Origin of the sequence: Nannocystis bainbridge, assembly GCF_028368995.1 — a bacterium.
Taxonomy (GTDB): domain Bacteria; phylum Myxococcota_A; class Polyangia; order Nannocystales; family Nannocystaceae; genus Nannocystis; species Nannocystis bainbridge.
In genome coordinates this window covers 3,393,978-3,410,344 of record NZ_JAQNDL010000001.1, presented here as the reverse complement: position 1 = coordinate 3,410,344, position 16,367 = coordinate 3,393,978, and the positions used below count along the sequence as shown (strand labels likewise).

Genomic DNA, 16,367 nt, shown 5'->3' with positions numbered 1-16,367 from the left:
TGCGGCAGTTGTGCATGAGCGTCGCCCTCAGGGGTCGACGAACGCGCCTCGTGCTCGGTTCGTCCGAGTCCGGCCATTCCGTCCGGGCTTCCGTCTGGCGCTTTCAGGCTGACGTTGAGCAGGGCAACGAAGTCACCTTGCGCACGCTCGAGGACCTTGATCTTGAACTTGGCGCCCGGGACTCGCAGGTTGCCGATTTCGTAGAGCCCGCAGACACGTTCGATGGCGCCGGCGCCGTAAAGATGGATGTCTCTCCAGGTCATGATGCCTCGGCTTCTCGAGCGCGATGATCGGCTGATTCGGCGAAGTTTCCCACGCTTCATTTCGAAGAGCGGACCGCGGTCGGCGCGAAGGTGTGCGCGAAAACGCGCGCTGACCTCCGAGACCGGGCGTGGTACAGCCTTGAACGCGTGTTTACCGAGGTCCTCGAACCTGTTCATCGGGCGGCGGCGCCGGCGGCGTGGCACCGGGGATTGAAGCTGGCGCGGCTGGGGGCGGCGCGGGTGCAGGCGTGCGACGCCTCAGGGTGGGTGTTTGCGATCGCGCGGCTGGCGGGCAGCGGGGTGCGGGCGGAGGTGCGGTGGGCGTGGGACGGGTGGCGCTGCGACTGCGGGGCGGGGCCGGCCGTCTGTGAGCATGTGGTGGCGGCGGCGCTGGTGCTGCACACTGCTGGCGGGCTGCTCGAGCAGATCGGGCCGCAGGTGGCGGCGGCGCTGCAGCTGGGGTACCGGCTGCAGAGCGCGGGCGACAAGCTGCAGCTGCGGGTGGTGGCGGTGAGCGCGGGCGGCGAGGCGGTGCAGGTGGGGGCGGTCGAGGCGGACGATCCGCTGCTGGCGGCGATGCCGGCAGGGGCGAAGGAGCTGATGATCTACCCGGACATCGCGGAGTTCGTGGTGGCGCGGCTGGTGCCGGCATTCGATGTGACGCTCGACGGGGCGCCGGTGGCGATCGAGGCGGCGCCGCTGCGGGTCCGGACGGCGGCGGCGATCGAGGGGCGCACGTTCGTCGGCGGGCGGCTGGCGTTGGTGGGGCAAGTGCTGCGATTCGTGGAGCGGATCGCGGTGAGCGAGGAGACTTCACAATCGCCGGAGGCAGGTTCGCCGGCGGAATCACCAGAGGCGCGCGAGCCGGAGAAGCGGACGCTCGAGCCGCAATGGACGGAGCCGGCGGCGGGCGCGGAGGCGGGCGAGCCGGAGGTGACGTTCAAGGCGCCGAGCGGGGCTTCTTCAAGCGGGGAGACGCAGGTCGACGCGGCGCGGGTGGTGCAGGCGTGGCGCTCGGGGCAATATGCGCTGCAGGCCGACGACGGCGGGCTGGTGTGGCTGCCGCGCGACTGGCTGGAGCGCTACGGGCCGATGCTCGAGCAATTCGTGGCGGCGCGCCGGGCCGACGGGAAGCGGCCGCGCTGGGCCCGGACGGCGGCGGCAGGGCTGTGCGAGGCGCTGCAGGTGCCGCCGCCGCCCGAGCTGGCAGGGCTGGCGGCGCTGTCGCGCGAGGAGATGTTCGCGACGTTGCCGGCGGCGACGCTGCCGGCGGACCTGACGGCGCAGCTGCGCGATTATCAGCGGCGCGGGGTCGATTGGTTGAGCGTGCTGCGCGATGCGGGGATCGGGGCGCTGCTTGCCGACGACATGGGGCTGGGGAAGACGCTGCAGACGCTGACTTCGGTGCGCGGGCGGACGCTGGTGGTGGCGCCGACTTCGACGCTGCACAACTGGCTGGCAGAGTGCCGCAGGTTCCGCCCGGGGCTGCGCGCGGCGCTGTATCACGGGCCGAAGCGCAACCTCGAGCCGACGGCCGACGTGACGATCACGAGCTACGCGGTGCTGCGGCTCGACCGTGAGAAGCTGTCCCGAGAGACTTGGGACACGGTGGTGCTCGACGAGGCGCACGCGATCAAGGAGCCGACGACGGCGACCGCGAGCGCGGCGTTCGGGCTGCGCGCGGGCTGGCGGGTGGCGCTCAGCGGGACGCCGGTGCAGAACCGCCTGACGGAGCTGTGGAGCCTGTCGCATTTCCTGAACCCGGGGCTGCTGGGGCAGCTGCGCGAGTTCGTGGCAGGCTACGGCAAGGCGGTCGAGCAGGGCCGGGCGGCCCGGACGGCGGAGCTGCAGGCGAAGCTGCGGCCGTTCATGCTGCGCCGGCGTAAGCAAGAGGTGGCGCCAGAGCTGCCGCCGTTGACGGAGATCGTGCTGCGCTGCCCGCTCGACGCGGAGGAGCGCCGGATCTACGACGGGCTGCGCGTGGCGGCCGAGCTCGAGCTGCCGAAGCTGCAGTCGGGCGGGGGGATGCTCGAGGCGCTCGAGCTGCTGCTGCGGCTGCGCCAGGCGGCGTGCCACACGGCGCTGGTACCGGGGCAGGAGGCGACGCGCTCGAGCAAGGTGGAGCTGCTGCTGGCGCAGCTGACCGAGGTGACGGCGGCGGGCCACCGGGCGCTGGTGTTCTCGCAGTGGACCAGCCTGCTGGATCTGGTCGAGGACGCGCTGACGGCGGCGGAGCTCGAGCACGTGCGGCTCGACGGGGCGACGGAGGATCGCGCAGGGGTGGTGGCGCGGTTCCAGGCGGAGGACGGGCCGCCGGTGATGCTGATCTCGCTCAAGGCGGGCGGGACGGGGCTGAACCTGACGGCTGCGGACTATGTGTATCTGCTGGACCCGTGGTGGAACCCGTCGATCGAGGATCAGGCCGGGGCGCGGGCCCACCGGATCGGGCAGTCGCGGCCGGTGTTCCTGCACCGGCTGATCGCGGAGGACACGGTGGAGGAGAAGATCCTCGAGCTGCACGCGCGCAAGCGGGCGCTGGCGCAGGCGACGGTCGACGAGGGCGATGTGTCGGGCCTGGGCCGCGAGGAGCTGCTCGAGCTGCTGCGGTGATCGTCGGCGCGCGCGCGAGGTCGGGTCGGCCCTGGCACCGACGCTCGCGCGCGGCAGTATGATCGCGGCATGACGCTTCGCTCGGCTTCTTGTGCGCTCTCCATCCCCCTGCTGTGTGTGACGCTCGCCGGCTGCGGCGACGCGGTGGCCACCACCGATACGCTCGGCGCGAGCACCAGCTCGTCGAGCACCACCGGCGAGCAGCCGACCACCGAGGTCGCGCCGACGACCTCGACGACGACCGGTGAGACGACGACCGGCGGGATGACAGGCACGTCGGATACTTCGGATACGACGACGACGAGCACGAGCACGAGCACGAGCACGAGCACGACGGCCGACACCGACACGGGCGTGAGCGCGACCTCGACGAGCACGACCGACGCGACGAGCACGACGACGACCGATGCGAGCACGACGAGCACGACCGACGCGACGAGCACGACGACCGGCGGCGTCGAGGTGCCGGAGACGTGCCTGACGGCCGATTTCCCGGTCAAGCAGCCGCTGTGCGGGGCCGGCGGGCCGGCCTGCGCGACGCTGCGCGACGAGGTGGTGAGCGCGAACAAGATGTTCCGCAACGACATGCCGGCCATCGCGCTGGACGGCGACTGCGAGCCGGTGGTGCTTTACTCGGAGGCGGTCAACGGGTTCCACGGGTTCTACGCCGAGCGCGTCGGGCCAGACACGTGGACGGCGACGCCGACGCCGATGGTGGTGGCGACCGGCTCGCTGGCGTCGGCGCCCGACGACGACACGGTGTTCGCGATGGTCGACAACGGGGCGTTCGGGACTTCGCTGTGGCGCCGGTTCGACGGTCAGTGGACGCAGGAGAGCTCGCTGGTCGGGATGAACCACGTGCGCGCGGCCCAGCTGGTCCACGGCAGCGCGGGGGCGCTGCACGTCGGCCACGTCGACAGCGACTTCGCGGTCCAGTACGAGGTGTTCGACGGGGCGTGGGCGAAGCAGCAGATGATCGCGGACTCGGAGATCCACGTGCGCATCGCCCTCGACGCCGGCGACGCGGCGCGGCTGACGGCGTGGGCGACCAGCGACGCGACCTGGAAGCTGCACTACTTCGCGCCGCCAGGGGTGGCGGAGGTGGTGACGCCGCTCGGCTCGAACGTGATCGAGCGCCAGCACCACGACCTGGCGCTGGCCGGGCCGGAGGCGACGCCGTGGGTGCTGCTGGCCAGGAAGCAGGCCGACCAGGTCCACCACGACATTGTCCTGGCCCATCGCACGGGTCCGGCGACGTGGGCGACAGAGACGCTGGCGGGCGAGGACTCGCCGGCGGACCAGACGTGCGGCGCGCCGCCGGCCCAGGCGGGGCTGGCGTGCGAGTTCGACTACCGGACGTATTACCCGCTGGCGCTGGTGGCGGCAGAGGACGAGGTGCGGGCGCTGTACCTGGCGATCCGTCACCAGGGGACGATGTTGTCGCAGTGCGAGCAGAACCCGCCGTTCTGCTACTGGAACGAGGTGGCCGAGGAGCGCAGCTCGGAGCTGCGGGTGGCGTGGCCCGGGAGCCAGCCCGAGGAGCATCAGGTCGCGGCGGTCGACGTGTTCACCGATCGCGCCACGGCCCGCCTCGATACGGCCGGACAGATCCACCTGACGTTCTACGACGATTCGAACGGGCTCGGCTTCGACCCGTGGGTGCGCTACTTGATGATCGGCGGCGCGTGAGGGCGAAACGATCGCGGCGCGCCCCGGGGTCGGAGCGCGCCGCGCGGGTGTGGTGATTACGCGGCCTTGAAGCTCAGCAGCGGCCGCAATCGGCGGACCACGCGGGTCAGGGCGCGCTGGGCTCGCATGACCGCGCCGATGTCCTTGTAGGCCGCCGGCGCCTCGTCGCGGAGGGCGTCGGCGGCCCGGTGGTCGAACCATACGCCGCGCATCTGGGCCACGACGTCACCGGCGCGGATGTGTCGGCGCGCTTCACCGCGGCTCATCGCGCGCCCGGCCCCGTGCGCGCTCGAGCACAGGCCCGCGACCTCGCCGCGGCCGCACGTGTGGTAGCTCGGCGCGCCCATCGAGCCGGGCACGATGCCCGGCTCGTCTGCCCGCGCCGACACGGCCCCCTTGCGGTGGACCCATAGCGATTCGTCGCCCAGCGGCTCGCGGCGGACGAAGTTGTGGTGGCAGGAGATCCACGTGTCCATGAGGACATGCGCTTTGAGACATGTCCCCAAGACCTCGGCGGCGCGAGCGGCCAGGGCGGCCCGGTTGGCCTCGGCGTAGTCGAGGGCCCACTGCATGTCGCCCAGGTAGGCCGCGCCCTCGGGGCTGGCAGCGACGAGCCCACGCAGGCCGGCGCCGACCGGGCTGGCGAGCGCGTCGTGGTGGTCGCGGATCGCCGTGCCCATCCCGCGCGAGCCGCTGTGCACCATCAACCACAGCCGGTCGTCTTCGTCGGCCTGCAGCTCGAGGAAGTGGTTGCCGCGACCGAGCGTGCCGAGCTGCAGGCCGGCCGTGCGCCGCTGCTCGGAGCGCAGCGACGGGGCGGACAGCGGGCGCCCGGCCAGCGCGGGCGGCAGCGGGTGCTGGCCGCCCGGGTGGCGCAGCGCCGGGATCGCGCGCTGGAGGCCGACCAGGACGGCGGCGGCGGTGTGGGCGTCGTCCAGCGCGCTGGCCTCGACGTCGCAGGCGACGGCCGCCATGCCGCAGCCGATGTCGCCGCCGACGGCCGCGGGCAACAGCAGGGTGCGGGTGGCGACGACGGTGCCGACGCACACGCCCTCGGCGAGGTGCACGTCGGGCATGACGGCGATGCGGGCGACGTCGCCGAGGTGACGCAGGCGTTCGAGCGCGTCGGTGACGGCGCGCGGCGGCGGCTCGGCGACGAAGCGGGTGAGGCTCGCCGGCGCGGCGCCCTCGCCGTTTGCGACGGTGGAGTTCGCCGTCATGGCTCCACCTCCTCGTCGCGGGCGAGCGGCGAAGGCACCAGCCGGAACACCAGGTTCGGGGTGCGCTTGCGGTGGATGGCGCCGGCGATCTCGGCGCGTAGGTAGGCGCGCAGGGCGTCGAGGCGGCGCATCACGACCTGCGCCTCGTCGCCGCCGGCGCCGACCGGCAGGGCCAGGACGACGACCAGGTTGCCGCTGCCGGGCTCGGGCTCGACGCCGAGCAGGGTCAGCGCCGCGACGTGCGGGTCGTCGATCTCGCCGGCGAGCACCAGCGAGAGGCGCTCCTCGACCTGCCGCGACAGCTGGTCGAGCTTGCGTCGCGCCTGCGACGGGAGGGCCGCGCCGAACAACACGGCGGGGTCCACGTCGCCCGGGAGCGAATGAGGAGACTGCGAATATTCAGTTGTGGCCGGCGCGCGACGGCGCCGGCGGTCTCGGTGACGATTCATGAGTGGCTCTTTGCGGACTCAATGCACACACACGGGACCGGACCGCCGAAGCGATCCGGAACTCAGGCTCGTGTATGTGGAGAGACACGCATGGGCCGACTCCGAGGCCACGAAGCTATGCGAACTCGTGGCCTCGCGCAAGCGGGCGTGGTCGCGCGGGGCGACCGTGCGCACTCAGGGCGCGGTGCAGATGCCGATCGGCATCGGCTGGTCCGGGACTTCCTTGCAGGTCGTGCCTTCGGGGCAGGCGTCGGCGTCACCGGGCGGGCAGAGGGCCGCGCAGTAGGTCGGGTCGCCCATGCCCATGCTCAGCACGCACTGGCCCTGCGCGTCGGCGCCGGTCGGCGGGCACGCCATGCCGTCGCACATCGGCGAGCAGAAGCTGCCCTCGATGCCCATCAGCTCGAGGCAGTCCGAACCCGCCGGGCACTCGCCCATCGCGCCGCAAGCCTGGTACTCGCCGCCGCCGCCGCCGGTGGTGTCGTCGGTGGTGCCTTCGGTGGTGGTCGTCTCCGGCTCGACGGTGGTCGAGGTGGTGGTCTCCGGCTCGACGGTGGTCTCGGAGGTGACGCTGGTCTCGGTCGTGGTGACCGGCTCCTCGGTCGTCGTCGGCGTGCTCGAGGCGGTCTCGGTCGCGGTGCTCTCGCTCGCGGTGCCGTCGGTCTCGGTGCCGTCGGTCTCGGTCGCCGTGGCGTCGGTGTCCGTGCTGTCGGTCGTGTTGTTGTTGGTCGTGTTGGTGGTGTTGGTGGTGCCGGGCGTGGTCGCCGTGGTGGCGGTCGTCAGGTTCGGCTTGCCATCATCACCGCAGGCCGCGAGGCCAAGCGCGAGGACCGACATCAGGGAGAAGGAAGTAAGCGTACGCATGGTCATGTTGTCTCCGCAGGGAAATTTCCGGGCGCAGCGTGCGACCCTGACCGCACGCTACACAACCGCGCGTCCTCGCGGAAGGCCGACTTGTCGTGCGTTGGCGGACGGGCAATCTCGAGCCGCGAGGCCGCGCGCCCCCGGTCAGGTGAAACCGGCGCGATAGCGCCCGAATTCTGCAGCGAGCGGGTCCGAGACCTGGGGTCGGAGGCGGAGCAAAGGTAAAGGGCTGTCCTCAAAGACAGATCGCAGCGACGAACCCGCGGCGCCCGCGAGACGGTCTAAATTTCGCCAGCGAGGAGACGGCGATGACGGGACAGGGCGTGCTGGGTCGACGACGACACGGGTTCGAGATCGAGGATCAGCCGTGGCTGCCGCGGGCGATCCGCGACGGCGTGACGGGCTACCTCAACTTCATCGGCAACCTCGATCCGCGGCCGTACCAGGGCTTCTGCGACGCCCTCGCGGCCGCGCTGCGCAGCACCGGGGAGCGCGAGCTGCTCGACCTGTGCTCGGGCTCGGCAGGGCCGCTGCCGACATTGATCAGCGAGCTCGACCGCCGCGGGGTGCCAGTGCGCGTGCGCCTCACCGACCTGTTCCCGAACGCGGAGGCGATGCTCGCAGCGGCCTCGACGGTGCCGGGGCGGATCGTGCACGAGCCGCGCCCGGTCGACGCGACGGCGGTCCCGGCCGAGCTCGCCGGGTTCCGCGTGCTGTGCAACGCCTTCCATCACTTCCGGCCGGCGCAGGCGCGGGCGATCCTCGCCGACGCGGTGGCGCAGCGGCGCGGGATCGCGGCGTTCGAGGGCGTCGGCAGATACCCGGCGTCGATCGCCACGTGCATGGTGACGAGCCTCGGGGTGCTGGCGACGTCGCCGTTCATCCGCCCGCTCCGCCTGTCGCGGCTGGCGTGGACGTGGCTGGTGCCGGCGATCCCGTTCGTGGCGACGTGGGACGGGGTGGTGTCGTGCCTGCGGGTGTACTCGCCCGACGAGCTGCGCGAGCTGCTGGCGACGGTGCCCGGAGCGGAGGACTACGCGTGGCAGATCGAGTCGGAGCCGCTCGGCCGCAGCCCGATGCGCGTGACGTGGCTGGTCGGCGCGCCGCGGGGGTGAGGGCGGAAAGTGGCGTAAAGTACATGTCCTCAGGGACATGTTCATGTCCTAAGGGACATGTTCGTTCGGACATGTCGCCGGGCGAAAATGACCGCGACGCCGGCGTGCTCCTGCGGCTATGATCGCGGGCCGTATGTCCGACGCTGCTCACGTCGCCCCGAACCGACCGACGCTCGCCGTCGGCACCATCGGCCATCATCAATGCGGCAAGACGTCGCTGACCTGCGCGATCACGGAGCTGCTGTCGCGCCGCACGCAGGGGGCGGTCAAGGCGGTGACGGTGCCCGAGCTCGACCGGCGCGGTGGGCTGTGGCGAGCGTGGCACGGCGACCATCACCGGGAGAAGGGCTGGCTCGAGACGCGGACGATCGCGGCGGGCGAGGTCCGCTACGCGACGGAGCACCGCGACTTCGTCCACGTCGACAGCCCCGGCTGGCGGCCGTGGCTGAAGAACGCGGCGCGGGCCCAGGCGCTGGTCGACGCGCTGATCCTGGTGGTGTCGGGGCCGAAGGGGGTGGAGCCGCAGACGCACGAGCACCTGCTGCTGGCGCGCGCGTTCGGGCTGTCGCAGATCGTGGTGTTCCTCAACAAGTGCGACCTCGTGGCCGACGCCGAGTGGCTCGACCTGGTCGAGCAGGACGTGCGCGAACTGCTGATCCGCTGCGGCTTCGACGGCGACGGGACCCGCATCATCCGCGGCGCCGCGGCGCCGCAGGCGGACGATCGCCAGCGCTGGGAGGGGTGCATCTCCGATCTGCTCGAGGTGCTCGAGCTGGAGCTGCAGGTCCCCGAACACACGGTGCAGGGCCCGCCGCTGCTGTACTTCGATCACGTGTATCCGCGCTGGTCCAACCACGAGGGGCTGGTGATCGACGGGCGGGTGCGTCGCGGGCAGGTGCGCCCGGGAGACACGCTGGTGGTCGCGGGCTTCGGCGAGCCGCTCGAGGTGCAGGTGTCGAAGCTCGAGATGAACCACCGCAAGGTCGAGCGCGCGCAGGCGGGCGAGTTCGTCGGGGTGCGACTGGTGCGGCCAGGGCAGGCGCTGAACGTCGGGCTGCTGCACTCGGGCCAGGCGCTGGTGAACCCGGGGACGAGGGCGGTGCGCTCGCTGACGGCGCACCTCGAGCTGCTGGCGACCGAGGAGCACGGCCGCCGTACTCCGATCCGCAGCGGCCACGTCGGGCTGCTGCTGTTCGGGACGACTGTGGTGGCGGGGCGCTTCGACGTGGTCGCGCAGGAGACGATCGCGCCGGGCGAGGGGGCGACGGTGACGGTCGAATTGGTGCATCCGGTGTACGTCGAGCGCGGGATGCCGTTCCTGCTGCGCGACGGCACTCAGGGGCCGCTGCTGCCGGCAGGCGAACGAGCGCGCTGGGCCGGGACGGCTGGGATGGGGCGCGTGCTCGACGTGCGGTCCTGAATGCTGCAGGTCACCAACAACACGCCGTTCAGCGCCGGGCTCGACGTCCTTCCGGATGTTCGCGGCGTCGATACGGTCTATGTGGCGGTGAAGGCGAGCTTCGAGCTCGGCAGCCCTTTGCGCGTCGCCGAGGAACAGGTACCGCTGCACGCCAGTGACGTGTATTGGGGCGAGCCCGGACAGTCGAGCATTCGCTATCCCGCAGATCGCCACCCCACCAAGCCATCCACGGACGTGCTCCTCGTCGGCCAAGCCCACGCGCCTCGCGGCGAGGCGGTGAGTGAACTGATGGTCGAATTCGCGGTCGCGGACGTTCGCCGAGCCGTCCGCGTGGTCGGCGACCGCTTCTGGACCGGGGCAGCCTCGCTGTCGCGGGCCACCACGCCGGTGCCCTTCGTCGCCATGCCGTTGGTTTACGAGCGTGCGTTCGGGGGCTGCTACGTGCCCGAGCAGGGCCCGCCGCGTGACGAGCCGCGAAACCCAGTCGGACGAGGATTCCGCGGGGCTCGCGGGCGGGCCATGAAGGGGTTGCTGCTGCCCAATTTGGAGGATCCTCGGTCGCCGGTATTGGGAGCCGGCGATGCCGCCATCCCGGCGTGTTTCGCACCCGTGGCCCCCGCCTGGTCGCCGCGGAGGGAGTGCGCAGGCACCTACGACGAGGCATGGCATCGTCACCGCGCCCCTTATCTCCCGCATGACTTCGACCCGCGGTTCTTCAACGTGGCGCCCGAGGTCCTCCGTGCCCCCGGATATCTGCGAGGCGGCGAGGCGGTGCGGCTCGAGAACGCCGCTGTGGAGGGACCGCTGCGTTGTCTCCTGCCGATCTGTCGCTTCTTCATCGAAGTGAGGATCGCTGGTGATAGGAGAACGTTGCGGCCGGAGCTCGAGACGGTGCTGATCGAGCCGGACGCGCGGCGATTGTGCATGGTCTGGCGAGCCGCGACATCGTGCGACAAGCGGGTGCTGCAGATCGAGCGAGCCACGCTGTGGCTGGAAGAGTTGAGGCTGGCATGACAGGCGCTTGGGTCCACCAAGTGGGTGTGATCACGGCCGTGGGACTCAAGGCCGCGGCGACAGCGGCGGCCGTGCGGGCGGGCATCAGCCGCCAGCGCGAGAGCTCGTTCTGGAACTCCAAGGGGGAGCCGATGATCGTCGCCTTCCTGGAGGACGAGCACCTTCCGCCGCTCGCTCCGGAGCTGGCGCGGAACAGGCGACTGTCGAGGCGACACCAGCGCATGCTGCGGCTGGCCACGCGCGCGCTCCGGGAGGCCGTGTCACCGGTCGCTCGAGTCGACACCATTCCTCTCCTGCTCGTCGGTCCCGAGCCCTACGCGGCAGAGGAAGCGGCGATCGGGGCGGAATTCTTGATGCAGCTCCGGGTCCAGACGAACGTGACATTCAGCCGCGAGCACAGCTCGACGGCCTTCCAGGGCCGTGCAGGGGGCATCGCCGTGTTGGAGCACGCCTCGCGGCTCCTGCACGAGCAGGGACAGCCCTACGTGCTCGTCGGCGGGGTGGACAGTCACGTCGATCCGGAGCTGCTGGGACTGCTGGATCGGGCGGGCCGGGTGCATGCCTGCGGGGTCACGGATGGCTTCGTGCCGGGCGAGGGGGCAGGGTTTCTGCTGCTCTCGGCGCAGCGGAGGACGCCGGAGTCGGTCGGCATCGCTCATGTCGCTGCGCCTGGCCTCGGCGAGGAGCGGGGCCATCGCCGCAGCGAGGAGCCGCATCTCGGCGACGGGCTCGCCGATGCTGTCCGTGCGGCGGTCGCGGGAGCGCCCGATGCCTCGATCAGCAGCGTATTCTGCAGCCTCAACGGCGAGAGCTTCGGCGCGAAGGAGTGGGGCGTGGCCGCGATTCGCTCGAGCTCGGCGTTCCGCGACGGCCTGCACCTGAGGCACCCCGCCGACTGCTTCGGCGACCTGGGCGCGGCGTCGGGCCCCGTGTTGTTGGGTCTCGCCGCGGTGGAGCTCATGCGGGGTGATAGCCCCGGTTCGAGCCTCGTCTGGTGCGCCTCGGAGGGAGCGCCCCGGGCGGCGGTCGTCGTCAGTCGTTAACCGGCGCCGGGGGCGTGACCTCGAAGATCACGCTGGCCCAGGTCGACAGCAAGGTACTCTTGTCGGCGACCATCATGGTCAGCTTCCGCGGCCCCGGCGTGTCGACGCTCAAGGTCGTGACGAGGCCCAGGTCGCCGGCGATCCGGAGCGTCGAGTTACGCTCCTTGATGGCGACCTGCAGCTCGCGGGGAGCATCCTCGCTTCGCATCCGGAGCCGAATCGTCAGTGGTGTACCGACCGGCACCTGCTTGAGTGACGGCTCCGCGTGCTCGATCTGCGGCGTCGCCCCCTTGACTCGTGGCACGACGTGACGGGCGAGGTGTTCTTGCATCGCTGCGGCGATGTTCGTCACATCGATGCCCGGTGCGTCCTGAGTCTTGATGGCGACGCAGACGTTCGTGTAAGCCCAGATCAGATGGGCGAAGGCGGGTGGGACGGCGAAGATCGTCGAGACATCGCCCAGATCTGCCGGACCACGGATGAAGGGTACGTCCGGGCGCATGTTCTCCGTGGCGAGCGTGACGAGTCGACGGCGCGCGACGAGTGGACCGTCGCTCGACACGAACACCGCGACGGTGAGGCGGGCGGCCCCGTCGCCCCAGATCCACTTGTGCATCGCTTCACCGGGCTCGACGGGGAGCGTGGTATCTCCCAGCAGCTCCCACTTCGCGCCCGGCAGGAAACCTCGCACCAGCGCGGTCGTCCACGCGAGTTCGACGCCTCGCGCGGGTTCGGTGAGCTCGACCTTGTCGAGCTCGAGCTTGCTCTTCAGTGTCTCGGCCTTGGGGTTCGTCATGATCGAGCGAGCTCCTCGACTGTCTTGCTGTGGATCGGGTCGATGAGGGGCGCCACATCCAGGCGCGAAGGCCAGCAGCACCAGCGCTGTGAGGCGGAGCGTCATACGATGCTGGTCACACCCGGGCAAATTTCCATGTCTGCGGCGGTGCCTGGATCGTACCCCTGCTCGCGTGTGGCGACCGCGTCGATCGTAGTTGCGACGTACTGGGGGCGCGACTCGGTCCCGATGTGCGGCCCGGCGCAGGCGTCATGGATCTTGCCGTGCTCGACGAAGGCGTGGTTGCCGAAAGCTGTCCTCTGCGGATCGTCGGGGGCGACGACCGGCTCGCTGCCGATAAAGGCGAAGAAGGGGTTGTTGCACCGCCCGACGCCCACGAGGTCCGTCGTGTGAATGCATCCGAACGGAGCGAGGTAGATCCAGGAGACGACGACACCGACCGCACCTGCGAGCGCCTGGACTGCGCCGGCCTGATCGTAACAGTTGAGGGTCGAGGTCGCCCTGGCCAGATAATTCGAGAGGTTGAACGCGCCGCCGTCGCCGGCGACATCGAAAGACGCGTCGCCGCCGAGCGTGTCGTATTTCATCTCGTGGTCCGAGTGGCAGTAGCGGGTGATGTTGGCGACCACCCTGGCTTCTTCGTCCGGTTTGAAACCGAGCACCGGCCCGCGGAGACAGACGAGTCGCAGCGCTTCGACCCATACCCCAGGTGTGTAAGCCGCGATCGGCCGGGCCAGGATGAAGAACAACTCGACCAGGCTGGCATTGAGCGCCCAGCAGCCGAACTTGTCCGCTTCCATTCCCCACTGGAGCAGGCCGCGGAGGTGGGCGATGGCTTCGGGAAGTTCCCGGATCTGCGCCTTGACCGTGTGTTGCCCGACCGCGAGCGGGCATTCGCCTTCGATGACGATGAGCCCGAGCGAGCCGACCAACTTCCCCATGCCGGAGATGTTGACGCACTTGCTGACCCGTACCTTGACCTCGACCTCTCTCGGGCCGCCAGCGCCCTCCACGAGATACACGGCGGCCTTCTTCGAGTAGGGGGCCTCGGGCAATCGGAGCGATTGGGTGAGCTTCCAGAGGTCGGACAAATCTTCGCCGATGCTCCAGTGGGGAGCTCGGATGGCAGCCTTGTCCCGCGCCGCCGCGATCCCGGAATTGAAGCTGACCTCGATCACCTCGGCCGCCCAGTCCGGGGGCGGACTGGAGGCTCCGGACACTCCCACGGGTTCACCGATCTGCACCATCTGTGCGACCTCACCCGCCGATGTTCCTCTTGTTGTGCAGCAGCGGATCGCCAAGACGGCAAACATTCTTGCCCGCGAACTTGACGTTGAAGGAGAAGTTCATGAACTCGCAGGGGCCTCGGTTGGTGCCCGAGATCACGCCCCCGGCAGTCCCCGGCTCGTCCCCGTACGAACGGCTGTATTGGGCGCCCTCGACCATCGGCATGCAACCGTCGACCGAGATGCTCTTCGGCCCTTTGGAAGTGTCCGAAGCCTTGCCCGTGTTGGGATACGGGATGGGCACCGGGCCGCCCGGCGTCGGCGTCTTGCACACGTCCGGGAACACCACGCTGACGCCTCCGCTCTGTCTGTGGACCACACCGCGCCCGTTGGCGAAGACCGTGCAAATCATGAGAACACCCTTCGTCGAGGTAGGCTATCACACGCCCCTCCGACCATCGCAAGGCCCGTCGCGCTCGAAGATGCGCCGAAGTGCACATCATGATGCGAGATCAGGCGCTGGGCCGGGATGGGGCGCGTGCTCGACGTGCGGTCCTGAGATAGCGAAGTGTGACGGATCGCTGCTGCGGTGGCGGCGAGGTGCGTAGCGCTGCAAGGAGGTTCCCGGGGCGTACTCGGGCATGGAGCCTCGTCGACGCTGCGCCCCTCGACCGCGCGGCCGGCGTCTGATAGCGTGGGGCGATGGTGCGTCCTGACGACGCGGACGAGCTCGGCCCCGGAGGGGGCGGCTCGGCCGCGTCATGCTGCACCGTTCCAGCGGGTGAAAGTCCCGCCCGGGTAGGCGCCGGAGCGCCCGGTAGCAGGCCCCAGGCGCGAGGAGAGATTCTCGCGGCCCGAGCGGGGCGTCAAGAGCCTCTGCGGAGGGAGCAAGAACGCGGGCCGCAACATCAAGTGAAGCCTGCAGCCTCGACAGATGAACAATGGGGGAGCCGAGCCGCTCATCTCACGGCGAAGGCCACGCCCACCGCGCAGTCATCCGGAGCAGAAAGCGCGATGGGTCCTCCCGGGGTATGGGGCGCAGCACGCGTTCAAGGAGCGATGCGGAACAGGAGAGGCCCGTCTGCACGGCCCGTGTCGGGGCGATGCGACTCGTATAAGCCGAAGGCGAAGTCGAGCGCTGTGCAGCGGGAGTCCGAGGGGGTCGTAGTACCGGCGATGGCGGCGCAGAACAACGCAGTCGGAGGGAAGGACCCCTGGGGTGGTCGTGTCGGAGAAGAAGGTAAGCGCGAGGGCATGGCCTGCAGGACAGGTCCCAACCACCCCACGCGGCGCAGGCCGCGTGACAAAGTGCGAGAACTTCGACGCCGACTGTGGGCCGCAGCCAAGCGGCAACCGGGTCGACGCTTCCATGCGCTGTACGACCGCATCTTCAGGCGTGACGTCCTGAAGGAAGCATGGAGGCGGGTGAAGAAGAACAGGGGGTCAGCGGGCGTCGATGCCCAGACGCTGGCCGAGGTGGAAGAGCTCGGCGTCGATCGCTTCCTCGAAGAGATCGCCGACGAACTCAAGGGCGGGACGTACCGACCGAGCGCGGTCATGCGGCGGTACATCCCGAAGGCGGACGGGAAGAAGCGGCCGCTGGGGATCCCGACAGTCCGGGACCGAGTGGTGCAGATGGCGGCGAAGCTGGTGCTGGAGCCGATCTTCGAGGCGGATTTCCTTCCGTGCTCGTACGGCTTCCGGCCGAAGCGCAGCGCGACGCAGGCGCTCGAGCGACTGCGCGTGCTGGGAGCTCGAGGTGGGAACCATGTGCTCGACGCTGACATCCGCGACTACTTCGGCAGCATCGATCACGAGCGACTGATGAAGCTCGTCGAGATGCGGATCTCGGATCGAAGGGTCCTCAAGCTGGTGCGGCAATGGCTCGAAGCCGGCGTGATGGAAGACGGCCAGGTGACGGCGATGCTCTCGGGGACACCCCAGGGCGGCGTGATCTCACCGCTGCTGTCGAACATCTACCTCGGTGTCCTCGACAAGCTGTGGCAGCGACGGCACGCCCATCTGGGCGAGCTCGTGCGCTACTGCGACGACTTCGTGATCCTGTGCGGGACCAGGAAGGCGTGCGAGGAGGCCGAGGTCAGGGTCCGCGAGATCCTGCGGCGTCTCAAGCTGGAACTGCATCCCGAGAAGACGAGGCGAGTCGAGCTGAGCTGGGGACGGCAAGGCTTCGACTTCCTCGGCTGCCACCTGCGCAAGCGCATGTCCGGGCCGATCTGGGAGAAGGAACATCGCAGGGTGTACTTCCTCCAGCGCTGGCCCTCGACGCGTAGCATGACGCGGGCACGGCAGCGCGTGAAGGAGCTGACCGGCTCGAACCGCAACGGGGCCAAAGATGTGCGGGTGATCATCCGTGACATCAACCCGGTGCTGCGTGGCTGGGGTAACTACTTCCGCACCGGGAACGCCGCCGTGAAATTCAACCGGATCGACACCTACGTGTGGTCTCGCCTTCGTCGCTTCATGATGAGGCGCAAGGGCCGGCACCTCCGCGCAGGTGAGGTCGAGAGCTGGACGCGCGACTTCTTCCACAACCACGGTCTCCACCGTCTACGGGGGACCGTGCAGTACCCGGAGGCCGCGTAATGCGGCGGCTCGAGAGACCACCGGTAAGCCGTGTGCGGGAAATCCGCATGCACG

At 70.0% G+C, this 16,367-nt stretch carries 13 protein-coding genes; 7 read left to right on the top strand and 6 right to left on the bottom strand.

Going from position 1 to position 16,367, the window contains the following annotated elements:
* The first annotated feature begins 410 nt into the window (after window positions 1-410).
* Together POL25_RS44285 and POL25_RS13335 are read left to right on the top strand one after the other, a co-directional pair.
* A complete protein-coding gene (locus POL25_RS44285) occupies window positions 411-2,873 on the top strand; it encodes a DEAD/DEAH box helicase (RefSeq protein WP_272086365.1) in 2,463 nt (820 codons plus the stop codon).
* 69 nt (window positions 2,874-2,942) lie between these two features.
* Complete coding sequence (locus POL25_RS13335) at window positions 2,943-4,562, top strand: hypothetical protein (protein ID WP_272086364.1); 1,620 nt, start codon at window positions 2,943-2,945, stop codon at window positions 4,560-4,562.
* A 56-nt stretch (window positions 4,563-4,618) separates the two neighbouring features.
* Here the strand turns inward: POL25_RS13335 and POL25_RS13330 are convergent, their stop codons facing one another.
* The 3 genes from POL25_RS13330 to POL25_RS13320 form a co-directional block, all read right to left on the bottom strand.
* On the bottom strand, window positions 4,619-5,782 hold the full coding sequence (locus POL25_RS13330) for an RtcB family protein (protein WP_272086363.1): 1,164 nt from the start codon (window positions 5,780-5,782) through the stop codon (window positions 4,619-4,621).
* Entirely contained in the window at window positions 5,779-6,147 is a 369-nt protein-coding gene (locus POL25_RS13325; RefSeq protein ID WP_272086362.1) for a ribosome-binding factor A, read from the bottom strand. The genes POL25_RS13330 and POL25_RS13325 overlap by 4 nt, the downstream gene beginning before the upstream one ends.
* 258 nt (window positions 6,148-6,405) lie before the next feature.
* The gene (locus POL25_RS13320; RefSeq protein ID WP_272086361.1) at window positions 6,406-7,095 is read right to left on the bottom strand and encodes a hypothetical protein; all 690 of its coding nucleotides are present in this window, start codon (window positions 7,093-7,095) and stop codon (window positions 6,406-6,408) included.
* Between the two features lie 308 nt (window positions 7,096-7,403).
* Between POL25_RS13320 and POL25_RS13315 the strand changes: the two genes are divergently transcribed.
* The 4 genes from POL25_RS13315 (at window position 7,404) to POL25_RS13300 (ending at window position 11,687) form a co-directional block, all read left to right on the top strand.
* Entirely contained in the window at window positions 7,404-8,210 is an 807-nt protein-coding gene (locus tag POL25_RS13315) for a class I SAM-dependent methyltransferase (protein ID WP_272086360.1), read from the top strand.
* Between the two features lie 133 nt (window positions 8,211-8,343).
* Window positions 8,344-9,630: a GTP-binding protein gene (locus tag POL25_RS13310; protein WP_272086359.1), complete on the top strand. Its 1,287-nt coding sequence runs from the start codon at window positions 8,344-8,346 to the stop codon at window positions 9,628-9,630.
* Entirely contained in the window at window positions 9,631-10,644 is a 1,014-nt protein-coding gene (locus POL25_RS13305; protein WP_272086358.1) for a DUF2169 family type VI secretion system accessory protein, read from the top strand. It begins immediately after the preceding gene.
* Between the two features lie 38 nt (window positions 10,645-10,682).
* Entirely contained in the window at window positions 10,683-11,687 is a 1,005-nt protein-coding gene (locus POL25_RS13300; protein ID WP_272086357.1) for a beta-ketoacyl synthase N-terminal-like domain-containing protein, read from the top strand.
* Here POL25_RS13300 and POL25_RS13295 read toward each other — a convergent pair.
* The 3 genes from POL25_RS13295 to POL25_RS13285 form a co-directional block, all read right to left on the bottom strand.
* On the bottom strand, window positions 11,677-12,483 hold the full coding sequence (locus tag POL25_RS13295; protein ID WP_272086356.1) for a hypothetical protein: 807 nt from the start codon (window positions 12,481-12,483) through the stop codon (window positions 11,677-11,679). The genes POL25_RS13300 and POL25_RS13295 overlap by 11 nt on opposite strands.
* A 101-nt stretch (window positions 12,484-12,584) precedes the next feature.
* Window positions 12,585-13,730, bottom strand: coding sequence for a hypothetical protein (locus POL25_RS13290; protein ID WP_272086355.1), 1,146 nt, complete (start codon window positions 13,728-13,730; stop codon window positions 12,585-12,587).
* A 10-nt stretch (window positions 13,731-13,740) separates the two neighbouring features.
* Window positions 13,741-14,121: a DUF4150 domain-containing protein gene (locus POL25_RS13285; protein ID WP_272086354.1), complete on the bottom strand. Its 381-nt coding sequence runs from the start codon at window positions 14,119-14,121 to the stop codon at window positions 13,741-13,743.
* Between the two features lie 842 nt (window positions 14,122-14,963).
* On the opposite strand from POL25_RS13285, the gene ltrA reads away from it, so the two are divergent.
* On the top strand, window positions 14,964-16,313 hold the full coding sequence (ltrA, locus tag POL25_RS13280; protein ID WP_272087252.1) for a group II intron reverse transcriptase/maturase: 1,350 nt from the start codon (window positions 14,964-14,966) through the stop codon (window positions 16,311-16,313).
* The last annotated feature ends 54 nt before the right edge of the window (window positions 16,314-16,367 follow it).

What these genes read in the sequence shown, in the direction of transcription:
- POL25_RS13305 (WP_272086358.1), top strand. Translation starts at nt 9,631, where the DNA reads ATGCTGCAGGTCACCAACAACACGCCGTTCAGCGCCGGGCTCGACGTC.
- POL25_RS13285 (WP_272086354.1), bottom strand. Translation starts at nt 14,121, where the DNA reads ATGATTTGCACGGTCTTCGCCAACGGGCGCGGTGTGGTCCACAGACAG.
- POL25_RS13315 (WP_272086360.1), top strand. Translation starts at nt 7,404, where the DNA reads ATGACGGGACAGGGCGTGCTGGGTCGACGACGACACGGGTTCGAGATC.
- POL25_RS13295 (WP_272086356.1), bottom strand. Translation starts at nt 12,483, where the DNA reads ATGACGAACCCCAAGGCCGAGACACTGAAGAGCAAGCTCGAGCTCGAC.
- POL25_RS13320 (WP_272086361.1), bottom strand. Translation starts at nt 7,095, where the DNA reads ATGCGTACGCTTACTTCCTTCTCCCTGATGTCGGTCCTCGCGCTTGGC.
- POL25_RS13290 (WP_272086355.1), bottom strand. Translation starts at nt 13,730, where the DNA reads ATGGTGCAGATCGGTGAACCCGTGGGAGTGTCCGGAGCCTCCAGTCCG.
- POL25_RS13310 (WP_272086359.1), top strand. Translation starts at nt 8,344, where the DNA reads ATGTCCGACGCTGCTCACGTCGCCCCGAACCGACCGACGCTCGCCGTC.
- ltrA (WP_272087252.1), top strand. Translation starts at nt 14,964, where the DNA reads ATGGCCTGCAGGACAGGTCCCAACCACCCCACGCGGCGCAGGCCGCGT.
- POL25_RS13335 (WP_272086364.1), top strand. Translation starts at nt 2,943, where the DNA reads ATGACGCTTCGCTCGGCTTCTTGTGCGCTCTCCATCCCCCTGCTGTGT.
- POL25_RS13330 (WP_272086363.1), bottom strand. Translation starts at nt 5,782, where the DNA reads ATGACGGCGAACTCCACCGTCGCAAACGGCGAGGGCGCCGCGCCGGCG.